General features: G+C 72.7%; 17 protein-coding genes. 2 read left to right on the top strand and 15 right to left on the bottom strand.

Annotation, left to right across the window (positions count from 1 at the left end; translation table 11 throughout):
• Window positions 1-134 precede the first annotated feature (134 nt).
• Complete coding sequence (locus tag AB0J67_RS28245) at window positions 135-1,130, bottom strand: aldo/keto reductase (RefSeq protein ID WP_363486506.1); 996 nt, start codon at window positions 1,128-1,130, stop codon at window positions 135-137.
• A gap of 52 nt (window positions 1,131-1,182) precedes the next feature.
• Here AB0J67_RS28245 and AB0J67_RS28250 point away from each other — a divergent pair, with 52 nt between their 5' ends.
• Complete coding sequence (locus AB0J67_RS28250) at window positions 1,183-1,554, top strand: MerR family transcriptional regulator (protein ID WP_363486507.1); 372 nt, start codon at window positions 1,183-1,185, stop codon at window positions 1,552-1,554.
• A 50-nt stretch (window positions 1,555-1,604) separates the two neighbouring features.
• Here the strand turns inward: AB0J67_RS28250 and AB0J67_RS28255 are convergent, their stop codons facing one another.
• The 7 genes from AB0J67_RS28255 to AB0J67_RS28285 all read right to left on the bottom strand — a co-directional run bounded on the left by AB0J67_RS28255 (window position 1,605) and on the right by AB0J67_RS28285 (window position 10,643).
• Window positions 1,605-2,357, bottom strand: a complete 753-nt coding sequence (locus tag AB0J67_RS28255; protein WP_363486508.1) for a GntR family transcriptional regulator — start codon at window positions 2,355-2,357, stop codon at window positions 1,605-1,607.
• Between the two features lie 59 nt (window positions 2,358-2,416).
• The gene (trpA, locus tag AB0J67_RS28260; RefSeq protein WP_363486509.1) at window positions 2,417-3,220 is read right to left on the bottom strand and encodes a tryptophan synthase subunit alpha; all 804 of its coding nucleotides are present in this window, start codon (window positions 3,218-3,220) and stop codon (window positions 2,417-2,419) included.
• The gene (gene trpB, locus AB0J67_RS28265; RefSeq protein WP_363486521.1) at window positions 3,217-4,374 is read right to left on the bottom strand and encodes a tryptophan synthase subunit beta; all 1,158 of its coding nucleotides are present in this window, start codon (window positions 4,372-4,374) and stop codon (window positions 3,217-3,219) included. Before trpB ends, trpA begins: the two co-directional genes overlap by 4 nt.
• Window positions 4,375-4,570: 196 nt before the next feature.
• Entirely contained in the window at window positions 4,571-7,837 is a 3,267-nt protein-coding gene (locus tag AB0J67_RS28270; protein WP_363486510.1) for a DUF87 domain-containing protein, read from the bottom strand.
• Window positions 7,834-8,499 (bottom strand): hypothetical protein, encoded by a 666-nt coding sequence (locus tag AB0J67_RS28275; protein WP_363486511.1) that lies wholly within the window; start codon window positions 8,497-8,499, stop codon window positions 7,834-7,836. The genes AB0J67_RS28270 and AB0J67_RS28275 overlap by 4 nt, the downstream gene beginning before the upstream one ends.
• 4 nt (window positions 8,500-8,503) lie before the next feature.
• Window positions 8,504-9,613 (bottom strand): DUF559 domain-containing protein, encoded by a 1,110-nt coding sequence (locus tag AB0J67_RS28280; protein ID WP_363486512.1) that lies wholly within the window; start codon window positions 9,611-9,613, stop codon window positions 8,504-8,506.
• Window positions 9,614-9,935: 322 nt separating this feature from the next.
• Window positions 9,936-10,643 carry a M23 family metallopeptidase gene (locus tag AB0J67_RS28285; protein WP_363486513.1) on the bottom strand — a complete coding sequence of 236 codons (708 nt, stop codon included), beginning with the start codon at window positions 10,641-10,643 and terminating at the stop codon, window positions 9,936-9,938.
• Window positions 10,644-11,327: 684 nt separating this feature from the next.
• Here AB0J67_RS28285 and AB0J67_RS28290 point away from each other — a divergent pair.
• A complete protein-coding gene (locus tag AB0J67_RS28290) occupies window positions 11,328-11,699 on the top strand; it encodes a TraR/DksA C4-type zinc finger protein (protein ID WP_363486514.1) in 372 nt (123 codons plus the stop codon).
• Window positions 11,700-11,822: 123 nt separating this feature from the next.
• Here AB0J67_RS28290 and AB0J67_RS28295 read toward each other — a convergent pair whose 3' ends face one another.
• The 7 genes from AB0J67_RS28295 to AB0J67_RS28325 form a co-directional block, all read right to left on the bottom strand.
• On the bottom strand, window positions 11,823-13,334 hold the full coding sequence (locus AB0J67_RS28295; protein ID WP_363486522.1) for a sugar ABC transporter ATP-binding protein: 1,512 nt from the start codon (window positions 13,332-13,334) through the stop codon (window positions 11,823-11,825).
• Window positions 13,334-14,353, bottom strand: a complete 1,020-nt coding sequence (locus AB0J67_RS28300) for an ABC transporter permease (protein ID WP_363486515.1) — start codon at window positions 14,351-14,353, stop codon at window positions 13,334-13,336. The genes AB0J67_RS28295 and AB0J67_RS28300 overlap by 1 nt, the downstream gene beginning before the upstream one ends.
• Complete coding sequence (locus AB0J67_RS28305; RefSeq protein WP_363486516.1) at window positions 14,350-15,402, bottom strand: ABC transporter permease; 1,053 nt, start codon at window positions 15,400-15,402, stop codon at window positions 14,350-14,352. The genes AB0J67_RS28300 and AB0J67_RS28305 overlap by 4 nt, the downstream gene beginning before the upstream one ends.
• 122 nt (window positions 15,403-15,524) lie before the next feature.
• Entirely contained in the window at window positions 15,525-16,574 is a 1,050-nt protein-coding gene (locus tag AB0J67_RS28310; protein ID WP_363486517.1) for a substrate-binding domain-containing protein, read from the bottom strand.
• A 330-nt stretch (window positions 16,575-16,904) separates the two neighbouring features.
• Window positions 16,905-18,380 (bottom strand): glycoside hydrolase family 99 protein, encoded by a 1,476-nt coding sequence (locus AB0J67_RS28315; RefSeq protein WP_363486518.1) that lies wholly within the window; start codon window positions 18,378-18,380, stop codon window positions 16,905-16,907.
• Window positions 18,381-18,390: 10 nt separating this feature from the next.
• The gene (locus AB0J67_RS28320; RefSeq protein WP_363486519.1) at window positions 18,391-21,222 is read right to left on the bottom strand and encodes a PQQ-dependent sugar dehydrogenase; all 2,832 of its coding nucleotides are present in this window, start codon (window positions 21,220-21,222) and stop codon (window positions 18,391-18,393) included.
• A gap of 75 nt (window positions 21,223-21,297) precedes the next feature.
• A partial coding sequence (locus AB0J67_RS28325; RefSeq protein ID WP_363486520.1) for a ThuA domain-containing protein occupies window positions 21,298-23,123 on the bottom strand: 1,826 nt, incomplete at its 5' end.

The following is a 23,123-nucleotide window of genomic DNA, read 5'->3' on the forward strand; positions in this document are numbered from 1 at the left end:
TTTCGGGATGTGTCCACATCCCGAAACGAGTGAGCCGTCGAGCGCCATACCCTGCCGTGGCACGACCCGCCGTCAGGAGCCGCACCTGTCGGGGTACGACCGGCGGCAGGAGCCGTACCCGCCGAGACGCGTCGTCAGCCGCGCAGGTCGGCGAGCAGGGACTCGACCTCGGCGAACGCGTCGGCGGGCAGCGGGGTGAGCGCGAGCGGCGCGAAGTTCTCCTCGGCCTGCGCCACCGTGCGGCAGCCGGGGATGGGCAGGTTGTGCGGGCTGCGGGCGAGCAGCCAGCCCAGCGCGCCCTGGGTGAGGGTGCGGCCGTCGGCGGTCAGTGCCTCGCGGACCCGGTCGACGCGCGCCGCCCACTCCGGGGTGGGCACCCCGTCGTCGAACCAGCGCAGCCACTCCGGGGACTTGCCGCGCACGTCGTCGCCGCCGATGACCGCGCCCGCACCGTGGTACTTGCCGGTGAGCAGGCCCATCGCGAGCGGCCCGCGGTTGAGCCCGCCCAGGTCGCAGGCGGCGAGCACCTCGACCATCGCCGCGTTGTCGTTGAGCACCGAGGAGTCGTACTGCACCGCCGCGCAGTGCGTGCCCGCCTTGGCGAAGGCGGCAGCCCGCTCCGGGTCGTCGGTGCTCCAGCCGTACGCCCGGATCCGGCCCTGGGCGACCAGGTCCTCCAGCGTCTCGACCAGGTCCAGTGCCTGGCTGGTCGGCAGGCCGCCCAGGTGCAGCTGGTAGAGGTCGAGGTAGTCCGTGCCGAGCCGGTCCAGGATGCCGTCCAGGCAGCTGACCGCGTACGCGGGCGATGCGTCCTCGCCGGTGGCCAGGCGCGTCTGCTCGATGGCGGTGAAGCCGAACTTGCTGGCGATGACCACGTCGTCCCGCCGTCCGGCCAGGGCCCGGCCGAGCACCCGCTCGCTGTGCCCGGCGCCGTAGTTGCTGGAGGTGTCGAACAGGGTGATGCCGAGGTCCAGCGCGCGGTGCACGGTGCGGATGGACTCGTCGTCGTCGACCTCGCCCCAGCCGTAGGGCTGCCCGTCGGGGCCCCAGAACGGCCCGCCGATGGCCCAGCAGCCCATGCCCAGCGCGCTGACCTCGATGCCGCTGCGGCCCAGTGTCCGTTTCGTCATGACGACCAGCCTGGCACCTGGAGCGCGCTCCAGGTCAAGCTATCGTCGGGGCATGACCGCGTACACCCCCTCGGAGACCTCCCGGCGCAGCGGCTTCAGCATCGACACGCTGCGGTACTACGAGCGCATCGGCCTGCTCAGCGAGGTGGACCGCACGCCCGGCGGGCAGCGGGTCTTCACCGACGACGACCTGGGCTGGCTCGGCATGCTGCGCTGCCTGCGTGACACCGGGATGCCGATCAACCAGATGTGCCGCTTCGCGGAGCTGTCCCGCACCGGCGAGGACACCATCGCCGACCGGGTCGAGCTGCTGCGCGCGCACGCCGCGGCGGTCGAGGAGCAGATGGCGCTGCTGGACCGGCAGTACGGCCACCTGCGCGACAAGATCCGCTACTACGAGAGCGTGCTCGACGGTCAGCGCTGACCGAAGCGGTGTGGCCGGGTCAGCACCGACCAGGGCCGGAGCGGTGGCGGTCAGCGCTGGCCGGGGCCGCCCCATTGCACCGACACCTGGTGCACCGTGCGCTCGGCGCGGACCTGCATCAGCTCGCCCGCGATGACGGCGCGGTCCACCACGCCGGCCGCGCCGTCGCGGGTGCGGGTGACCCGCTCGCTGACCAGCACCGGGGTGCCCTCGGGCCGGTGCAGCAGGCCCGCGCTGGACGCGCTGAGCGCGGCGGCGGTGATCCGCTCCGACGCCGACGCGATCTCCATGCCCGCGTCGGCCAGCGCCGCGTAGAGGGCGGTGACGGCGAAGTCGGCGCCGCGCAGGCGGCTCGCGTACGGCTCGTCCACCCACGACACCTGGTGGATGGCGGGCGCGCCGTCGACCAGGCGCAGCCGTTCCAGCCGCAACGCGCGCACCCCGGCGTCCCGCTCGCCCCACAGCTGCGCCGCCCAGCCGGGCATGGTGCGCAGCGAGCTGGACACGACCTCGGTGGTGACGTGGTGGCCCTGCTCGCGCAGGTCGTCGACGAAGCTGCGCAGGGTGTCCAGCCGGTACGCCGGGCGCGCCGGGGCGACGAACGTGCCCCGGCCCGCCTCGACCACGATCAGCCCGTCGTCGATCAGGGCCTGCAGCGCCTGCCGCGCCGTCGCCAGCGCCACGTCGTAGCGGGCGCTGAGCTCGCGCTGGGCGGGCAGCGCGCTGCCGGGCGGATACTCACCGCGCCGGATGCGCTCGGCGAGGTCGGCGGCGATGGCCCGGTACCGGGACGGGCTCGGCATGCGGCGCTCCTGTTCGGCGGGACGGCGGGACCGGCAGCCAGTATCCCCGTCCCGCCGCGTCAGGGGGCGGCGTGGTCCAGCGCGGCGCGCAGCTCGGCGACGAACTCCCCGGCCTGCGCCGGGGTGGCGCCGTCGAGGATGCGGCGCATCAGGGCCGAGCCGACCACCACGCCGTCGGCGGTCCGGGCGCCCGCGACGGCATGCTCCGGGGTGGAGATGCCGAAGCCGAGCAGCACCGGCAGGTCGGTGTGCTCCTTGAGCCGGGCGGCGAACTCCCCCGCCCCGGCGGGCAGCTCGGCACGCTCGCCGGTGGTGGCCATGGCCGTGACGGCGTACACGAAACCGTGGCTGCGGTGCGCGATGGCCCGCAGCCGGGCCGGCGCCGCGCTGGGGGCGGCGACCAGGACCAGGTCCACGCCCGCCGCGGCGGCGGCCTGCTCCAGCTCGGCCGACTCCTCCAGCGGCAGGTCGGGCACGATCAGGCCGCGTACGCCCGCCTCGGCCAGCGCGGCGCAGCACGCGGCGGCGCCCTCCCGCGCGACGAGGTGGTAGTACGTCATCACGATCAGGGGCACGTCGAGCCGGACGGCGCGCAGGTCGGCGAGCAGCCCGCGCAGCGTGGTGCCCCGGTGCAGGGCGCGCTCGGACGCCTCCTGCACGGTGGGTCCGTCGACGGTCGGCTCGGAGAACGGCAGTCCGATCTCGACGGCGTCCGCCCCGGCCTCGGCGTACACCCGCAGGTAGTCGGTCCAGTCGGCGCTGACGCCGCCGGTGAGGTAGGGCACGAGCAGCTTGCGGCCGGCGTCGCGGCGGGCGCGCAGGTGCGTCTCGACGGGCACGCCCGTCACGGTCGGGACGGTCACTGGATCTCCATCAGGCTGTTCGAGTCCTTGTCGCCACGACCGGACAAAGTGATCATGACGGTGCTGCCGGTGGGCAGCTCGTCGGTGCCGGCGGCGCGCAGCACCCAGGCCACGGCGTGCGCCGACTCCAGCGCGGGCAGGATGCCCTCGCTGCGGGCCAGCCGCTTGACCGCGGCGACCACCTCGTCGTCGGTGACCGTGACGTACCGGGCGCGGCCGAGGTCGTGCAGGTGCGCGTGCTCGGGGCCGATGCCGGGGTAGTCCAGCCCGGCGGCGATCGACTCGGCCTCCAGGATCTGGCCGTGGGCGTCCTGGATGGCGTACGACCGGTGCCCGTGCATGATCGCGACCGCGCCCGCCGAGATCGCCGCGCCGCCCGCCGCCTCGACGCCGACCAGCTGCGCGTCCGTGTCGGCGAACCCGGCGAAGGTGCCCGCGGCGTTGGAGCCGCCGCCGATGCAGGCCACCACGTAGTCGGGCACCGCCCGGGGCAGCTCGGCGGCGCACTGGGCGCGGGCCTCGGTGCCGATGACCCGCTGGAACTCGCGCACCATCCACGGGTACGGGTGGGGGCCCATCACCGAGCCGAGGCAGTAGTACGCCTCGTCGACGCAGGTGACCCAGTAGCGCATCGCCTCGCTGGTGGCGTCCTTGAGGGTGCGGCTGCCGCTGGTGACCTCGACGACCTCGGCGCCGAGCAGGCGCATCCGGTGCACGTTGAGGGCCTGGCGGGCCATGTCCTTCTGGCCCATGAACACGGTGGCGGACAGGCCCAGCAGCGCCGCGGCGGTGGCGGTGGCGACGCCGTGCTGGCCGGCGCCGGTCTCGGCGATCAGGCGGGTGCGGCCCATGCGCCGGGCCAGCAGCGCCTGCCCCAGCACATTATTGATCTTGTGAGAGCCGGTGTGCGCCAGGTCCTCCCGCTTGAGCAGCACGTCGACGCCCAGCTCGGCGGACAGCCGCCAGGCCGGGGTGAGCGGGGTCGGCCGCCCGGCGTACACGGTGAGCAGGCGGTCGAGGTCGCGCCGGAAGCCCGCGTCGGCCCAGGCGTCGCGGAAGGCCTCCTCGACCTCGGCGCAGGCCGGGACGAGCGACTCGGGCACGTAGCGCCCGCCGTACTCGCCGAAGCGGCCGGTGGCGCCGGGATCGCGCATCAGCCCTGCTGCGGGCAGCAGCGCGGGCAGCGTCTGAGCAGTGATGGCACCCACAGTTCCTCCAACTGTTCTAGAACTGTTGCCCATACTGACACGGCGAGGGGCCGCCGCGCCACTCGGCGCGACGGCCCCTCGCGGACGGCTTTGCTCTGCTTACTCGTACGCACGTGCGTATGAGTAAGCAGAGCAAAGCGGATCAGCGGCGACCCGCGGCCGCGCGCTCCACCACCTCCTCGGTGGTCAGCGGGCTCTTCGGGTGGTGGCTCAGACACAGCGCGGCCCGCATCTTGCGGAAGGCGAACCCCTCCCCGCTGGCGTAGAACTGGCCGGTGCCCAGCCGGGAGATGTCCGGCACGTCGGCGCCCTTCGCGCGGGCCATCTCGCGCGCCGCCTCGATCTGCGCCGGGGCGTTGAGCAGCCCGAAGAACTGCGTCGCGGCGTTGCCGGAGATGCGGTTGTGCAGGCCCTTGGGCGCCTGCGTGGCGAAGACCAGACCCAGGCCGTACTTGCGCGCCTGCGACGCCAGCGCCAGGGTGCTCTGGGTGCACGCCGTCATCGGGCCGGACGGCGCGAGCGTCTGCGCCTCGTCCATCACCAGCAGCCCGCCCAGCGGCCGCTCCCCCGCCGGGTGCTGCTTGATCCACGCGAACAGCGCCATCTGCAGCTGGTTGACGAAGTTCTGCCGCTGCTGCTCCGACGGCAGCCCGATCAGGCTGACCACCGACACCCGGGCCCGCTTGCCGGGCGCCGGCGTCAGCAGCAGCCCCGGGTCGGCGGGCGCGCCCGAGCCGCCGAACATGGCGTCGGTGACCATCGCGGCGGTCAGGTTCTGCGACATCTCGAAGGCGATCTTCTCCGCTTCCTCGAGCTGGCTCACCCCGTCGGGCAGCGCGCCCAGCACGCCCACGAACGCCCTGATCCCGTCGCCGCCGGAGCGCGCGAAGTGGCGCAGCGCCTCGTTGAGCACCGCCTGCCCGCGTACGGCCTTGGCGGTGGCGCCGTCGACCTTGGCGCGCGGGGCGAGCGCGGCCACCGCGGCGTCGATCGCGGCGCCGAACTCGTCGGCGTCGTCGCGGACCAGCGCGAAGTCCGGCAGCGGCTGGAAGCTCAGCGGCCGCCCGGCCTCCCGGCGCGGCGTCCACACCACCACGTCGGTGTGCGCCAGGTACTCCGCCGACCGCGCCGCGTCCCCCGGCGACCAGCCCTCCGGCGGCTCGGGCCAGGGGTCGCCGAGGCGGGCCAGGTCGTTGTTCGGGTCCAGCACGATGGTGGACACGCCCTGCAGCGCGCACTCCTCGATCAGCCGCCGCAGCAGCACCGTCTTGCCCGATCCCGAGCCGGCGAAGACCGCCGTGTGCTTGCGCAGCGACTCCAGGTCCAGCCGTACCGGCTCGCCGTCCTCGAAGTCGGCACCCACCGTGATCGTCGGCGCGCCCGGCCGGCCGTCACCGGCCGCTTGCCCGCCTTCCCCGGCGGCGCGGTCGCGATCGGCCGCTCCACCGCTCGACGCGTCGGGGCCTGCCGGCGCGGACCCGGCCGCCGAGGCATCCTCGCCACCGGACGCGTCGGCCAGCGCGGCCCCGAGGCCGGCCCAAGCCCCGTCGCCGGTGCGGCCCGGCTCGCCGTGCCCCCCGGACAGCTCGGCCGCGACCTCACCGAGCACGGTACGCAGCAGCATGGTCCGTCCCGCCGGGCGCCGTGCTGCCAGCCAGGTGGACAGCGCCGGGTCGCGGTCGGCCAGCAGCTGCCGCAGCGCGGCGTACGTGCGCAGGTCGTCCTCGCCGATCGACAGGCGCGTGCCCCCGTCCTCGGCGAACGAGCGCAGCGCCTCCTGCGTCTTGGCGCCCTTGTTCCAGTCGGCGTTGCGCAGCAGGAACAGCTTGCGCTTGGTGATCCCGCGGGACAGGCCCGCGCTGGTGCGCGCCGCCTGGATGCGGGCCAGCGCGGCGACCGGGTGGGTGCGCGCGACGGCCCGGAACGACCAGTGCTGCTCGTCCTCGGTGGCCTCGTCGAGGCTGCGGCGCAGCCGCGCGTGCAGCGGCACCTTGCCGCCCTGCGGCGGGTCCACCCGGAACGCGCGGCCCGCCTCGCCCAGCTCCTCGATCCACGCGCTCAGGCCCGCCGCCAGCAGCCCCGGCATCTGCGCGTCCTCGCTGTCGCCGTGCAGCGCCCCGGCGACGTCGGCGGACTCGCGCAGCTCCGCGAAGCGCCGGTCGAGCTTCTCGTCGACCTCCGGCACCTGCCCCGGATCCGGGGACTCGGCGAACTCCGGCTCGGCGAACCAGCTCAGCTCCCGCGCCGAGCCCTCGCGCAGGCAGGCCTGCACGTGGTCGTTGATGCGGTTGATGAGCAGCCGCGGCGTGAACACCGTGGCCTGCGCGAACGCCTCCTCGCGGACCGGCCACGTCGGGTACGGCGGGGTGAAGCCCAGCTCGGCGAAGCGTACGCCGAAGCGCTTGGCCACGATCTCGTGCGCGATGTCGGCGCTGGCGATGCCCTTGAGGGTCAGCACCTCGCGGAACCGGTCGGCGACCGACTTCGTGGCGCGGGTGCGGATCAGCGTCCAGGTCGACGGCAGGCAGGCCAGCACGGTCAGCGTGCGGCGGGTCGACTGGCGCAGCGCCATCAGCCCGTCCGCGATCTGGTTGATCAGCAGCGTCTGCTCGGCGCTCTCCTCGGCCACCTCCCGGCCGGCGGTGGTGCTCCACAGCTGCGCGATGAGCGTGTCGATCTGGTCGATGGCGACGACGGCCGGGCCGGTCAGCGCCAGCAGCTGCGAGACCTCCTGCATGACCAGCTGCGGCGGCTTCTGCACCGGGTGGATGCCCCACTGCTGCCGCTCGCCCGGCTCCATCTCCGGCATCGACTGCAGGTACGTGTACCCGACGTCCTGCGCGGCCGGGTCGTCGGCCGCCGCCAGCAGCGCCAGCGCACGCGCGCTGTGGTGGCAGGCCATGCCGACCGGCCCGTCCAGCCGCCGCAGGGCCGCCGCGAACTGGTCCAGGTGCTCACGGGTCAGCGGCGCGGCCCCGGTGACGGCGGCAGTGACCGCCTCGGGCGCCTGCGCGCGCTCGCACAGCCGCCGCAGGAACACCGACAGCTGGCTGCCCCCGTCCAGGTGGTCGCGCTGCAGGCCGTTGACCACGGCCAGCGTGACGCTGGACCAGAACGCGGCCCCGTCCAGCAGCCCGACCAGGAAGAAGTAGCCGCCGTCGCGCTGGGTCCGCTCGCGTACCCAGCCGAGCAGGTGGGTCTTGCCGGAGCCGGCCTGGCCCTGCACCACCACGCCGATGGGGCTGCCGTCCGGGCTGCGGCGGGCGTCGTCCAGCCCGTGCAGCACGTGGCTCATCACGTCGCCGTGCAGTGCCGCCACGTGGAACGGCGAGCCGCGCCACACGTCGTCGGGCACCGGCGCGACGTCGAACCGCAGCGTCGCCAGCGCCCTGCGCTCGTCTGGTCTCATGCCGCCGCCTCGATCGAGATGAGGTGCTTGTCCTCCCCGCCGATGTGGATCGCGGCCGCGTGGTCCTCAGCGGTCAGAGTCTTCTGGTTCTCCTCCGGGACCAGCACGATGGTGCGGGCGACGGCCATCTTCATCAGCACGTGGTTGACGTCGGCGATGCTGTCGCCGGTCAGCTCCGCGCGCAGGTCGGTCAGGCTGACCCACGCGTTGGGCATGTCCGAGAGCTTGTCGTACGCGGCCAGCAGGCGCTTCTCCAGCCCGCGTTTGACCACCGGCTTCGGCCGGGCGGCGGCCGGCTGGGGCGCGGGCGGCGGGGTGCTGGCGGTGAACATGTCGGCCAGCGCGAGACCGTTGCGCTGCAGGTGGCGGTCGACCGCGCCGAGCAGCGCGTGCAGCGCCGGGTACGCCGGGCCGGGGCCCTTGGCGTACGGCTCGGTCAGCTCCTGCTTGCACCGCACCCAGCCCTCGTCGGTCAGCTCGTGCACCAGCGCGCCCTTGGCGCCCTTGCGCTTGGTGGCGAGCTTGGCGTCGACCAGGGCGCGGCTGTCCGCACCCGTGATCGACACTCCGTAGCGCTCGAGCAGCTCGCTGTTGGAGACCTCGCGGGCCTCAGCCATCAGCAGCATCAGGAACGCCTTCTGCGAGGGCTTGAGGGATGCCATGTGTTCACTCCTTGTGCGCGTCGGTGCGTCGGGATCGGAGGTACTGCTCCAGGTGTGCCAGCACGTCGCCGAGCTCGGTGAGGACCTGATCGTTGGTGAAGCGCAGCACGGCGAAGCCGTCGAGCTGCAGCAGGACGTCGCGGCGGCGGTCGTGGGCGAACCGGTGCCGCCCGCGGTGCTCCGCGCCGTCGATCTCGACCGCGCACCGCTCGGCCGGCCACACCAGGTCGATGACGTAGTGGGGGCGGGCGGGATACCGGCGGTTCCACACCCGGCCCGCCGACCACGCCACCCTGGCCAGCGCGGCCTCCAGCGCGGTCTCGGCGGCGCTGTCCGCCCGCGGGCGGCCCTCGACGGGCGGAAAGAACAGCGCGGGCGGCTCCGGGCGGACCACCGGCCCGCCGTCATCGGTCGCGACCAGGTCCGTGACGTGTGCCGGCAGCCGCACCGGGTACGCCGTGACCGGCTCGGCGGCGGGCAGCGGCGCGCCGGACAGCCACACCGCGAAAGAGCCGTGCGCGGCCAGCCAGCCGGCCGCGGCGGTGAGTGCCCGCTGCCGGGCCGCGGTCAGCCCGTCCGGCACGTCGACGAGCAGCGCGGCCTGCTCGCGCCGGTAGCCCGCGGCGAGGACCCGCGCCAGCCCGGCCGCCCGCACCTCCGGCGCGAAGCGGTGCCCGGGCGCCACCGCCTGCGCCGCCGATGCCGGCACGGACGCCGCGCCCGCGACGGCCGGCACGAGCGTCCGGTCGTCGTGCCGCTGCCGGGCCCGGAGGGCACGTTCGGCCAGGTCGGCGAGGAACGGTCCGAAGTGGGTGGTGGTCGCCGCGAGCTCCCGCGCCAGCGCCCGCACCGCGGCCGGCGCCGCTCCGCCGGCGCCCTCCAGGTGTTCGGCGCCGGGCAGCCAGGCCGGGAACAGCCGCAGCGCGGCGCGTTCCAGCTCGTCCAGGGCGCAGGCGACGAGCTGCGCGGCGGTGTCGGCGGGGGGCGGGTAGAAGGTCACCACTGCGGGGGCGTGCTCGGGCAGCGGGGTCAGGGCCAGCTCGACGGCCTCGGTGGACGCGCCCCGCAGCCGGGCGACCCGGCCTGCCGGTGGCGGCGTCCAACCTGCTGTCATCCCAAGGCTCTCCCCGCTGCGACTGTTGGTGATTCTGTCGCTGCACTGGGTGGAGAGCAACCCGACAAACGTTTCATGACAACGTTTTCAGGCCATGAAGAATGTCGGATCGTCCTATCCCGAAGGCGCGCCGCTCCGTCGATGATCGTCGGCCGCCGAGAGCCGCCGGTCTCAGCGCAGGAAGTCGGCCACGGTCGGCGTGAACCAGCGGCGCGCTCGGGCCGCCGGGAGACGTCGTGCGAGGTCGCCGTTTCCGGTCGGAAGGTGCGGCTGGACTCTGCTTTCCGGCCGAGGGCGCCGATCCCCCGTGGAAGATCGCGGATCAGGTGCCGTAGACCTCTTCGAGCTCCAGGTCGAAGTCGACGCCGTGCTTCTTGAACCAGGTCAGCGGGTTGTGCGCGACGCCGTCGACGTGGATCTCCAGGTGCAGGTGGGTGCCGAAGGAGTACCCGGTGTTGCCCATCAGGCCGATGACCTCTCCGGCCTGGACCCGGTCGCCGACCTTGACCAGCACCCGGCTGGAGTGGCCGTACAGCGTCTGCAGGCCCTCGCCGTGGTCGACGATCACCGAGTTGCCGTAGCCGCCGTTCCAGCCGGCCTGCACCACGGTCCCGCCGCGCACCGCCATGTACGGCGTGCCCTCCGGCAGCCCGGCGAGGTCGAGCCCGCGGTGCGGGCTGCCCCAGCGCATGCCGAAGCGGGAGCTCAGCGTGTAGTCGTGCACGGGCAGCACCCACGCGTCGGGGGCGCCCTGGTTGATGGAGGTGCTCAGCGGCCGCTCGCCGCGGTTGGCCCGCTCGGCGACCTCGGCGCGGGCGCTGTCGGCGAACGACGCCAGCTGGTCGTAGGCCTTGGCGTCCGGCACCATCGCGCCGGCGCCGAAGGCGACGACCCCGGCTCCCGCCGCGGCCGTGACGACGACGGTGGCGTACCTGCTCCGCGAGGGGACTCCCGCGCGGCGCCGCCCGCGGTAGCGGTCGGCCTCCCTGACCAGCTCCGGCCGATAGCGCACGACCACACCCTCCGTCATGTCGGGCGCCGGACCTTCCGGAGCCCCGTTGCGGCGAGTCGCCCTCGCCAGGGATGGCACTGCTGCACAACCTAGCCAAATCGGGCATTAGACACAAGCCCATTGGTATGTAAAAAACTGTCCAAAAGGCTCGAAATTCGGCTCATGTTTCACGTCCGCCCGCCGGCCTGCAGATACTTCAGGCCCTTCGCCAGGTACGCCCGCGGGTTCGCGTCGACGTAGCGCGCCCAGGCTGTACGCGAAGTCGACCCGCGACGGCACGACGCCCATGTGCGCGCAGAGGATCCCGAACACCCGCCGGACGGCGGCCTCGTCGCCTCGGTGGGCACCCGGAGCGAACTCGTCAGTGGGGAGCATCACCCGGCCGTGTAGCACCTGCTCGCCGAACCGGTCCGCGAGCCGGGCCAGGTTCCGCTCCACCCACTGGGCCTCTTCCGGATCGATCGGGCATTTCGGCTTGCCCCACCTGGCCGCACCACCCCTTCCCCCGTGGTGGCGCGCAGGATAGCGCCCCGCCGCCACCCCTGCGGCGCACGTTCAGCGAAAGCTCAGACATCCGACGCACCATGGCTGCGCTCCACCCGAAACCGCCCGGCGCGCGATCCGTTGTCTCGCTTGAGGCGAAGGAGGTTTCGCCGCCGGTGGCATCGGGAAGCACCGTTGCACCGAGACAGTGGAGGCATGATGACAACGCTGGAAGGCACGCTCGACACGGCACAGCTGGGCGTGCTGCTGCGGGCACGCTACGAGGACGCCGCCGAGCAGGTGCGCATGCAGTCCGAGGCCGTCGCGCAGCTGCGCCGGTCGGGCGACCAGGGCCCCGGCGACGTCGCCGACGCGGGCACCATGGTGGCCGACACCGAGCAGCAGGACCTGCTGACCGCCGCGCTCGACGACCACAAGCGCAAGCTGGGCGAGGCCCTGGCCCGCCTGGAGGCCGGCACCCTCGGCACCTGCACCGGCTGCGGGCAGCAGATCCCCCCGGCGCGCATGGAGATCATGCCCTGGGCCACCCACTGCGTGAAGTGCCAGGCCGCCGCCGAGCGCTGGCGCTGACCGGCCCACCCCACCCACCGCCACCACTCCCGAGCCCCACTTTTTCATCGACATTGGCCTATGACACTGACTCCGGCGAGATCGGAGTCAGCGTCATAGGCCAAGTCTGTTGAAGGTCGCCCATCAGGCGGGCGCCGTGGCGGGGGCGGCGTGGATGAGGCGGATGACGCGCTGGCTGACCGCGTCGTAGTCGTGGTCGTTGGCCAGCTCCCCGCGGACCGCACCCTCGCCGAGCACCGCGATCCGGTCGGCCAGCGTCACGATCTCCGGCAGGTCCGAGGAGATGAGCAGGATCGCCATGCCCTGCCCGGCCAGCCGCGCGATCAGCTCGTGGAACGCCGCCTTGGTCCGTACGTCGATGCCGACGGTCGGCTCGTCCACGATGAGGATGTCGCAGCTCGCGGCCAGCCACTTGGCGAGGCTGACCTTCTGCTGGTTGCCGCCGGACAGCTGCCCGGCCAGCTGCTGCGGCGAGGCGAGCCGGATGCCGAGCAGCTCGGTGTACTCGTCGACGACGCGCCGCTCGCCGCGATCGGGGATCAGGCCGAGCTTGGCCAGCCGCCGCCACACGGTCACCCCGACGTTGCGGGTGATCGGCTGCTCCAGGAACAGGCCCTCGCCCTTGCGGTCCTCGGGCACGTAGCCGATGCGGTGCCGCCGCAGCGCCTGCCCGACGTCGCGGATGCGCACGGGCACGCCGTGCACCCGCACCTCGCCCGCCGTGATCTCGTCCAACCCGAGCAGCGCCTTGGCCAGCTCGGTGCGGCCCGCGCCGACCAGGCCGTAGAGTCCGAGGATCTCGCCGCGCGCCACGGTCAGCGACACGTCGCGGTGGCCGTGCCGGGTGCCGACCCCGGCCAGTTCCAGCGCGGGCACGGCGGCGCGGTCGACGGTGCGGTCGGCCAGCCGGACCGAGGCGTACGCGCGGCCGACCATCAGGTCGACGATCTCGTCGCGGGTGTACCCGGACAGCGGCTGTGCCTGCGCGACGCTGCGGCCGTCGCGCAGCACGGTGACCGTGTCGGCGACCGCGAACACCTCCTCCAGCTTGTGGCTGACCAGCACCACGGCGTGCCCGCCGGCGGTCAGCTTGCGCACGATGGCGTACAGCCGGTCGGCCTCCTCGCCGGTGAGCGAGGCGGTGGGCTCGTCGAGCAGCAGCACCTTGGTGTCCACCGACAGCGCCTTGGCGATCTCGACGAGCTGCGCCTGCGCCACCGACAGCTCGGCGACCCGGGTGTCGGGGTCCAGGTCGAGGTCGAGCAGGTCCAGGCAGCGGCGAGCCTCGGCCCGCATGCGGGCGCGGTCGAGCACGCCGAGCCGGTGCGGCAGGTGCTGCAGCGCGATGTTCTCGGCGATGGAGAACTCGGGCACCAGGTTGCGTTCCTGGTGCACCACGCCGATCCCGGCCCGCAGCGCCTCCAGCGGGCTGGCGAAGTGCACCGGCGCTCCGTCGAGCAGCACCCGGCCGCCGTCGGGCCGGTACACCCCGGTCAGGATCTTCACCAGGGTGCTCTTGCCCGCGCCGTTCTCGCCGAGCAGGGCGTGCACGCTGCCCGCGGCCAGTTGCAGGGTCGCGCCGTCGAGGGCGCGTACCCCGGGGAAGGTCTTGGTCAGGCCCTCGGCCAGCAGCATCACGACGACCTCCGGGACAGCTTCTGCCGGACCGCGCCGGACAGCACGACGCCGAGCACGACCGCGCCGACGATGAGGTCGACCCAGCGCCGGTTGATGGCGAACTGGGCCTGGGTGACGTCGACCAGCCGGATGATGAACGCGGCCAGGCAGGTGCCGAGCACGCTGACCACGCCGCCGGCCAGCGCGACGCCGCCGATGATGGGCGCGGCGAAGCTGGGCAGCAGCAGGTCGTCGCCGATGCTGGCGTTCACCGAGCCGGACTGGGCCAGGGTGAGCACCGCGGCGACCCCGGCCAGCAGGCCGGAGAGGGTGTGCGCGAGCAGGATCGACCGGTCGTTGGACACCCCGGACAGCCGTGCCGCGAACGGGCTGCCGCCGCTGGCCAGCAGGTGCCGGCCGGGCACGGTGCGGGCGAAGAGGAACCACACGCCCGCGGCGACCGCGCAGGCGATGAGGAAGACCACGGGGAGCCCGAGCAGCGACGCCTGGCCCAGCTCCTGCAGCCCGGCCGAGTAGTCCTGGTAGGTGCCCGGCCCGTTCACGCCGTAGCGCAGGCCGTCGATGATGGTCATCGTCGCCAGCGTCACGATGAACGCGTTGATCCTGGTGAACACGACCAGCAGCCCGTTGCCGAGGCCGACGGCCGCGCCGAGCAGCAGCGCCGCGGGCACCGCCAGCGGCGCGGGCAGCCCCGCCTCCAGCATGGCCCAGGCGGCGACCATGGCGCAGAAGCCGGTGAGCACGCCGACGGACAGGTTCATCTGGCCGATGGCGAGCACCACCATCTGCGCCAACCCGATGATCATGGGTACGGCGAGGAAGCGGAAGAACGCGGCCAGCGTGCCCGACGACAGCATGTTGCCGTCGGTGGTGAGGGTGAGCGCGACGAAGCCGATGACGGCGATCGCGACCAGCGTGAACTCCGAGGAGCGCACGGTGCGCCGCAGCCGGGCGGCCGGCGCCGGAGCCTGCTCCGCGGCAGCGGGCGTGGCGGGCCTGTCGACGGTGCTCGTCATGCCAGCACCCCCCGGCGCTCGGCCATCACGTGGCGCAGCCGGTCCAGCGACAGCGCGGCCACCAGCACCAGCCCGATGTAGAGCTTCAGCTCGTCGACCTGGAACTGCAGCAGGTTCAGGCCCTTGTAGATGACCTGGGTGATGGCGGTGCCGAGCACCGTGCCGAGCACGCTCACCGCGCCGCCGACCAGCAGCGTGCCGCCGAGCACCGGGGCCAGGAACGAGGGCAGCAGGAAGCCGTCGCCGACGCCCGCCGAGAACGAGCCGTTGTTGGCCGACAGCAGGAACCCGGCGAGCCCGGCCAGCAGCCCGGACAGCGCGTGCGCCTGGATCACCCGGGCGCCGACCGGGATGCCGGACAGCTGCGCGGCCTTGGCGTTGGCGCCGGTCATCAGCACCTCGCGGCCCACCCGCGACCAGCGGAACAGCAGCCCGACGCCGAGCACGGCGAGCAGCGCGACCGGGGCGAGCAGCGGGATCGGCGGCCCGCACAGGTCGCCGGCGCAGTAGTCGGCGAACGTGTCGGTGCGCAGCGCGGCCATGCCGGCGGGCAGCCCGGTGAAGGCGACCCCGTCGGTGAACGTGGCGTACAGCAGCGACACCAGGCCGATCAGCGCGAAGTCCAGGGCGAGCGTGACGACGAACGAGTTGACCCCGGTGCGGGCGATGATGAGCCCGGCGAGCGCGCCGAGCAGCGCGCCGGTGGCCAGGCCGCCGAGCAGGCACACCAGCAGCGGCGCGTCGAGGCGGTCGTGGAGCAGGCCGGCGGCGAACGCGCTCATGGCGGCCATCCGGCCCACGGCCATGTTCATGTGCCCCAGGGACAGCACGGCCAGCTGGGCCAGGCCGACGACGGCGTACACGCTGATGTCGGACTGCATGGGCACCAGCGTGAGATCGGTGTTGAGGAACGCGGGGCGCAGCGTGCTGAACAGCGCGATGAGCGCGATCAGTAGCACCACGAGGCCGATCCGGGGGTTTGCCCACAGCGGCAGCCGCGCCGCCTGGCGCGTCGGGTCCGGTGGGGAGGGTCTGTCGTCTTGCTTCACTGCACTCTCCGGGGGTGTGGCGCGGGGCGAGCGGCGCGGACGCGCCCCGGCCGCGTGGGGGTCGGGCCGGGGCGCGTCGCCGATGGCCGGAGCGGCTGCGGGTCGCGCCGGCCGTCAGCGGATCACTTGGCGCAGGTGAGGTACTTGGTGTCGAAGTCCTGCTTGAGGAAGTCCGTCTTGGCCTGGCGGTCGTTCTCGTAGGTGCCGACGTTGGCCGCGTTGACCACGAAGGAACCGGAGTCGATGATGACACCGGGGGTGGCCATGGTGCAGCCCTCGGCGAGCTTCAGCAGCGCGTACGAGCCGACGTAGGCCTGGCCGACCGGGTTCTGCAGGACGGTCGCGGCGACCTCGCCGTTCTTGATGCCGGTGATGATGGTCGGGTCGTCGTCGATGGCGATCACCTTGATCGGCAGCTTGGCCTGCTTGACGCCGCCCGCCGCGGCCACGGCCGGGTTGTAGGCGGTGGTGACGATGCCGTTGACCTGGCTGCCCTTGGCGGCGAGCAGGTCGGCGACGGCCTTCTGCGCGGTCTGCAGGTCCTTGTCGATGTCGGTGATGGTGTCGAGCAGCTTCACCTTGCCGCCGGTCTCGTCGACGGCCTTCTGGACGCCGGCGATGCGGCGCTGGGTGTTGGAGTCGACCTTGTTGCCGGTGAGGTGGACCAGGTTGCCCTGCCCGCCCATGGCCTCGATGGCCGCCTTCGCCGCCTTGTACGCCGCCTCCTGCACGTCGGTGGACAGGCAGAAGTCGGCGAGGTTGGCGTCGCCGGCCGGGCAGGAGGCCAGCGAGCCGACCTTGAAGCCCTGCTTCTTGAGGTTCTCGAAGGTGGAGTTGATGCTCTCCGGCGCGACGCCGAAGATGCCGAAGGCGTTGTAGCCCTGCGCGGCCAGCGAGGTGAGCACGTCGTTCTGCTTGGTCTGGTCCCAGCCGGCGGTCTCGTTGAAGGTCACGTCGCCGAAGGCGAAGTCGCCCTTGGCCTTGGTGCCCGCGTCCTTCCACGGCTGGAAGTACGGGTGCGCCCCGCCGGGCACCAGCGCCACCTTGACCTGCGCGGCGGTGAGGGCACCGGCGGCGCCCTGCGGGTCCTCTTCCTTCTTCGTGCAGCCCGCTGCCGTGATCATCAGCGCGAGCACGCCGACGGCCGAGCCCAGTCGAACAAGCGGTCGCATGACCGAGTCCCTTCCCTAGTCAGGCACCTGAGAGGATCGAAATCCTATAGGATATTTCCTAGATGTTTACTCGGCCCGGCGACCATAGTCAACCCCTCCCGTAACGAACACGATCGAATACTGAAACCTGAAAACGCTTACCACGCAAGACTTCGCCGTGGCCGCGCTACACACACGCGGCCACGGCGAAGTGGACGATGACCGGCCCGGGTCGGGGCCTCACGAGCCGGCCAGCGGCTCAAGTGCGCCGATCTTGCGCGAACTGTGGGTACGACACGCGCGTACCGGACGAAAGGGCAACAGTTCGCGCAAGATCGACGCAGGGGGCGGTCAGGCGGGGACCATGTCGAACCTCTCCCAGCCGCCGATGGCGGTGCGGTTGGCCACGAGCGGAGCGGCGCCGGCGTTCTCCGCCGCCACGTAGCGGTTGTTCGCGGTGGCCAGGAGGCTGACGCTGCCGTCGCTGTTGGACACCACCCGGTACGTCTCCCAGGCACCGGCCGCCGTCGCGTCGGCGATCAGCGGGGCGGTGTTGTCGGCGTGCACGAAGCGGCTGTTGATCCGGGCGCGCAGCGCGATGAGGCCGCCGCCCAGGTCGACGCGGTCGAACTGCTCCCAGGGGCCGACGGCGGTGCGGTTGGCGATGAGCGGGGACGCGCCCGCGCCCTCCGCCGCGACGTACCGGCCGTTGACCCGTGCGCGCAGGCTGACCACGGTGGACGGGGCGGGCGGGTTGAGCCGGTCCACCCAGTACTTCGTGCGGGTCAGATACGCCGTCTCCGCCGCCGCGCCGGTCAGGCCGTACGCGCCGGAGTAGGTCTGGTACCCGAACCCGCCCGGCGGTGACGCGCTCGCCGGTTCGATGACCGAACCCTCGTGCCACTCGTTGAACGACGTGATCGACACCCAGGACGGCGGGCCGCCGTTGGCCGCCGCGAGCACGTTGCCCCACTGGCGGTCGTAGGTCGCCCCGTTGTCCCGGGCCAGGGTCGGGGTCGTGTTGCCCGGCACGGCCCGGTCGTCGATGTACCCGGGGCCGATCGACGGCGCCCACACCAGGCCGTTCGCCTTGCAGAACGCGTGCGCGTTCGCCCAGCCGGGCGCGGTGTTCCCCGCGATGGCGTCGTAGGTGTACATGCCGCCGAACCCGGCCACCTTCGAGGTGTCCGTGGTCTGCGCCAGGATGATGTTGTTCGCCTTCAGCGGCGCGATCGGGGCCCAGTCGGTGATGCGCAGGCTCTCGAACACGTAGAAGGCGGGCCGGTTGCCGTGCGCGGCGTCGCGGTAGTACGCCGGGTGCGCGCCGTACCGGCTGTTGAGGTAGTTGACGTCGGCGACGGTGGACGCGGCGGTGCGCCCGCCGTAGGGCTCCAGGTGCCAGGCGACCTTGATGCCCTGCTGGGCGGCGGCGTCGAGCACCCGCGGGACCAGGCGGTCCTCGTAGGAGTTCTGGCCCCACCAGCTGTAGACGATCACGCCGACCCCGGCCTGGGCGATCCAGGCCAGGTGCTGGTTGACCGCGGCGGTGTCGCCGGAGTCGTATGCGCCGAGCTTCGGGTACAGGTTCGCCCCGATCCCGGCCGGCGGGGTGTGCCCGCCCTGCTGCCAGTGCCGGTAGGAGCCGTGCACGGCCGGGCTGCCGTACCAGGAGTAGTAGAAGATGTGCACGTTGGATGCCGGCGGTGCGGCGGCCTGCACAGCGGCAGCCGCCGGCGGGGGCGCCGACGCCCGCGCGGGAACCCCCGCGAGCGCCAGCAGCCCCACCGCCAGGAGCAGGGCGGACCAGGTCCGCCGTAGTCGTTGCATGGTCAGCCTCCTACTGGGTGATCAGGTCGAACTTCTCCCACGGCCCGATGGCCGTGCGGTTGGCGATGAGCGGGTTGGCGCCGGAGTTCTCCGCGACGACGTAGAGCCCGTTGACCTGCGCGCGCAGGCTGACGCTGCCGTCGGAGTTGTTGACCAGCGTGAACGTCTCCCACGCCCCGGCCGAGGCGCGGTTGGCCACCAGGTTCTCCGCGCCCGCGTTCTCGGCGCAGACGAACATGTTGTTGGCCTTGGAGCGCAGCGCGTAGTTGCCGCCGCCCAGGCTCACCAGGTCGTAGCGCTGCGTCGCGCCGATCGTGGCGGCGTTGGCGACCAGTGCCGTGGTGGCGTTGGCCGCGGTGACGTACTGGCTGTTGACCCGCGCCCGCCACGCCACCACCGGGGTGGTCGGCGCGCTGCCGGTGGTCAGGGTGAACGAGTCGACGTCGAACAGGTTGCCCGCGCCGCCCTTGAACACCAGGTAGAGCGTGGTCGCCCCGGCCGGGACGCCGGTCAGGTTAGCGCTGACGTTGGTGAACGTCTCCCAGCTGCCGGTCACCGGCACGGTCACCGTGCCGTGCAGCGTCCCGGTCGCCGAGCCCGAGCGCACCTCGATGGTGCCGCCCGCGCCCGCCGAGGCCGCCCGCACGCTGAGCTGGGTGGCGTTGGCGATGTTGTACGGCGTGTACGCGATCCAGTCGTTGTTCTCGATGAACCCGGCGGTGCGCCCGCCCTCGGCCGCCGCGTGGTCGGCCAGCTGCACGCCCGACTGGGCGCTGAAGTGCTCGCCCTGCCGCTTCTTCGGCTGCAGGGTGCGGGTGCTGCGCGAGGTCAGCCCGCCGTTGTCGGTGTAGCTGGCGTCGAAGACGCCGAAGATGTTCGCCGCGGCGTCGTGCTCGCCGTCGACCGGGATGGTGATCGTGCCCGAGCAGCCGGTCTTGGAGGTGATCTGATGCGCGTGGCTGTCGTGGCCCAGCGAGTAGGTCACGGTCACCCGCGAGCAGTTGATCGTGCCGTCCTCCGGGTCGCTGACGGTGACCGTGAACGGCACCGTGTCACCGAAGTTGAACAGCTGCCCGTTGCCCGGCGTGGTCAGGTTGATCGTCGGCGCCGCGTTGCCGACCGTGACCACCAGGCTCGCCGTGCCGGACAGGCCGCCCGGGTCGGTCACCCGCAGGGTCGGGGTGTACGTGCCGTTGGTGGTGTACGTCTTGGTCGGGTTCGCCGCCGTGGACGTGGTGCCGTCGCCGAAGGTCCACAGGTAGCTCAGCGCCCCGCCCTCCGGGTCGGAGCTGCCCGCCGAGGAGAAGTTCACGGTCAGCGGGTTCGGGCCGGAGGTGCGGTCGGCCGCGGCGCGGGCGACCGGGCTGCGGTTGCCGCCGCCGATGTACTCGATGCGCCACAGGCCCTGGTTGTTGGAGCCGGTGCCGTAGTCGAGCACGTACAGCGCGCCGTCCGGGCCGAAGGCCATGTCCATGACCTGGGTGCCGGTCCACGGGAACGCCGAGATCTCGCCGGGCGTGCCGTCGGCGTTGAGCGCGATCGCCTTGATCCAGCGGCGGCCGTACTCGCCGGCGAAGTAGCGCCCGTCCAGCGACTGCGGGAACTTGACCGGCGAGGTGGACGAGGCGTTGTAGCGGTACACCGGGCCGCCCATCGGCGACTCCGAGCCGGTGCCGAACTCCGGCGGGGTCCCGGCGTCACCGGCGTACCGGATCCAGGCCGGGCGGGCGGCGGGCAGCGTGGACTGGCCGGTGTTGCGGAACGAGTTGTTGACCGGGCTCGCGCAGTTGTACTTGGCCTGCGACGGGCCGGACGGGAACGTGTACTCGTTGTAGGTCTCGTTCGTGGTGTTCGTGCCGGTGCAGTACGGCCAGCCGTAGTTGCCCGCCGACGTGATCCGGTTGAACTCGACCTGCCCCTGCGGGCCGCGGGTGGAGCTGGTGGTGCCCGCGTCCGGGCCGTAGTCGCCGAGGTAGACGATGCCGGTGGCCTTGTCCACGCTCATCCGGAACGGGTTGCGGAAGCCCATCGCGTAGATCTCGGGCCGGGTGTTGGCGGTGCCCGGCGCGAACAGGTTGCCCGACGGGATGGTGTAGCTGCCGTCGGCCTGCGGCTTGATCCGCAGCACCTTGCCGCGCAGGTCGTTGGTGTTGCCCGAGCTGCGCTGCGCGTCGAACTGCGGGTTGCGGTCGGTGCGCTCGTCGATCGGGGTGTAGCCGCTGGACTCGAACGGATTGGTGTCGTCGCCGGTGGTCAGGTAGAGGTTGCCCGCCGCGTCGAAGTCGATGTCGCCGCCGACGTGGCAGCACTGCCCGCGGTCGTTGTCGACCTGCAGCGTGATGCGCTCGCTGGCCAGGTTGACGGTGTCGTCGGAGTTGAGCGTGAACCGGGACAGCCGCAGGTGGCCCTTCCAGGTGTTCCAGGTGGCGGCCGTGCCGGTGACCGGGGCGTCGCCCGCCGGGGTGCTCAGCGGGGGCGAGTAGTACAGCCAGATGTATCGGTTGGTGGCGAAGCCCGGGTCGACCGCGATGCCCTGCAGGCCCTCCTCGTCATGGGTGTACACCGACAGCTTGCCCGCCTGCCGGGTGTTGCCGTTGACGTCGGTGACCCGGATCGTGCCGTCGCGGGCGGTGTGCAGCACCGAGCGGTTGGGCAGCACCGCCAGCGACATCGGCTCGCCCAGCTCGGCCGAGCCGGTGGCCAGCGACACCTGCTGGTAGTCGGCGGCCGGGATGGGCGCGGCCTGGGCGGCGGGGGCACCGGCCGTCACGGCGACCGCGACGCTCGCGGCCAGGGTGGCGACGGCCGTGGGCCACAGCCGCCACCGGGGGACGTGTCTCATCGAGGGGTTCCTTCCGGGGGTGGAGGCCCCGGCGCGCGGGGCACGCGCCGGGGATGGGACGGGAAGGGAAACGGGCTAATTGCCGTAGACGTCGAGCTCCCAGAGGGAGTAGCCCCACTGGGTGGCGCGCTGGGTGCCGTTGATGCGCACGTAGCGGCCGGTGCCGGTGACGTTGACGTCGTCGACGCCGCCGTCGCCGGTGGTGGTGGCGTGCACGGTCGTCCAGGTGCTGTTGTCGGGCGAGGTCTGGATCTGGTACGCCCGGCCGTAGGCGGTCTCCCAGCTCAGCCGGACCCGGCTGATGCTCTTCGACGCGCCGAGGTCGACCGTGATCCACTGCGGGTCGCTGTAGGCACTGCCCCAGCGGGTGCCGGTGTTGCCGTCCACCGCGTTCGCGCCGTTGTGGGCGCTGCCGGGCTCGACGCTGGAGACCGTCACCGGGCGGTTGCGCGACAGCAGCTGCGGGCCGCTGACCGGGGTGCCGTAGACGTTGAGGTCCCAGAGCGAGTAGCCGTACTGGGTCAGCGCCCGCTGGGTGCCGTTGACGCGCACGTAGCGGCCGGTGCCGGTGACGGTCAGGTCGTCGACGCCGCCGTCGCCGGTGGTCGTCGTGTGGACGTTGGTCCAGGTCGCGTTGTCCGGCGAGGTCTGCACCTGGTACGCCCGCGCGAAGGCGGCCTCCCAGTTCAGCCGCACCCGGTTGATCGCGTACGACCCGCCCAGGTCGACGGTGATCCACTGCGGGTCGCTGTACGCGCTCCCCCAGCGGGTGGCCGCGTTGCCGTCCACCGCGTTGGCGGCGCTGTGCGCGCTGCCGGGCTCCACGCTGGACGCGGTGGCCGGCTTGCCCTGCGCGATGTCCGTGGCGGGCGGGGTGCCGCCGTCGGTCTTGATCCGGATGTTGCGGTAGTTGATGTCCATGCCGGTGCCGTCGTTCTGGATGCCGAGGTAGCCGTTGGCGATGGCCCGGGTGCTGGTGTAGTCGTTGATCTTCACGCCGTTGAGCCAGATCTCGACCCGCTGGCCGTGCAGCCCGATCTCGTAGGTGTTCCACTGGCCGGGCGGGTTGAGCGCGGCCGCGCGGGCGGTGGTGTTCGGCGCCTGGAAGCTGTACACGCTGCCGGTGGTGCGGCTCGGGTCGGCGTCGGTGGCGTCGATCTGGATCTCGTGCCCGGCGTTGACCGGCCCCCACGGGTCGTTGCCCGGATCGGGGAAGCCGATGAACACCCCGCCGTTGTCGTCGCCCGGCATCATCCAGTCGACCTTGAGCGAGTAGTCGGCGTAGGTACGCACCGGGAACCACAGCAGGCCCATGCCGCCGAACGAGGTCAGCGTCTCGCCGGCCAGTGTGAACCCGCCCGGCCCGGCCATCCGCCACTGGTTGAGGCTCGCCTGCGTGCCGTCGAAGATCGCCGTGTAGCCGGTCTCCGGGCGGCAGTCGGCGGGCTTGGCCCCGGCCGCGATCTGGATGCCGCCGAGCAGCATGGTGCGGAAGTTCGCGTCGGCGTACGTCTCCTCGGTGTGGCCGAGGCCGGTGTACCAGGAGCGCCCGCCGCCGTAGCTGTGGCACCAGGTGATCGGGTGGTCGCCCATGGAGCCGCCTGAGTACGACGACTCGACCAGGCTGGACAGCACCTTCACGTTGGCGCGCGGGTTGGCGCGGTAGTTGTACCACTCGTCGGTGCGGGTCCAGGTCGGCGGCAGGTGCGCGGTGGAGATGTTCGCGCGGTCCTCGTTGCGGATGGTGGCCTGCTGCGTCGCCGGGTGCGAGGCGAAGTACGCCCCGACGAGGCCGCCGTACCAGGCCCAGTCGTACTCGGTGTCGGCGGCGGCGTGCACGCCGACGTAGCCGCCGCCCGCGGCGATGTAGCTCTGGAACGCGGTCTGCTGGGTCGCGTTGA

Source organism: Catellatospora sp. NPDC049609 (assembly GCF_040675365.1).
Classification (GTDB): Bacteria; Actinomycetota; Actinomycetes; order Mycobacteriales; family Micromonosporaceae; genus Catellatospora.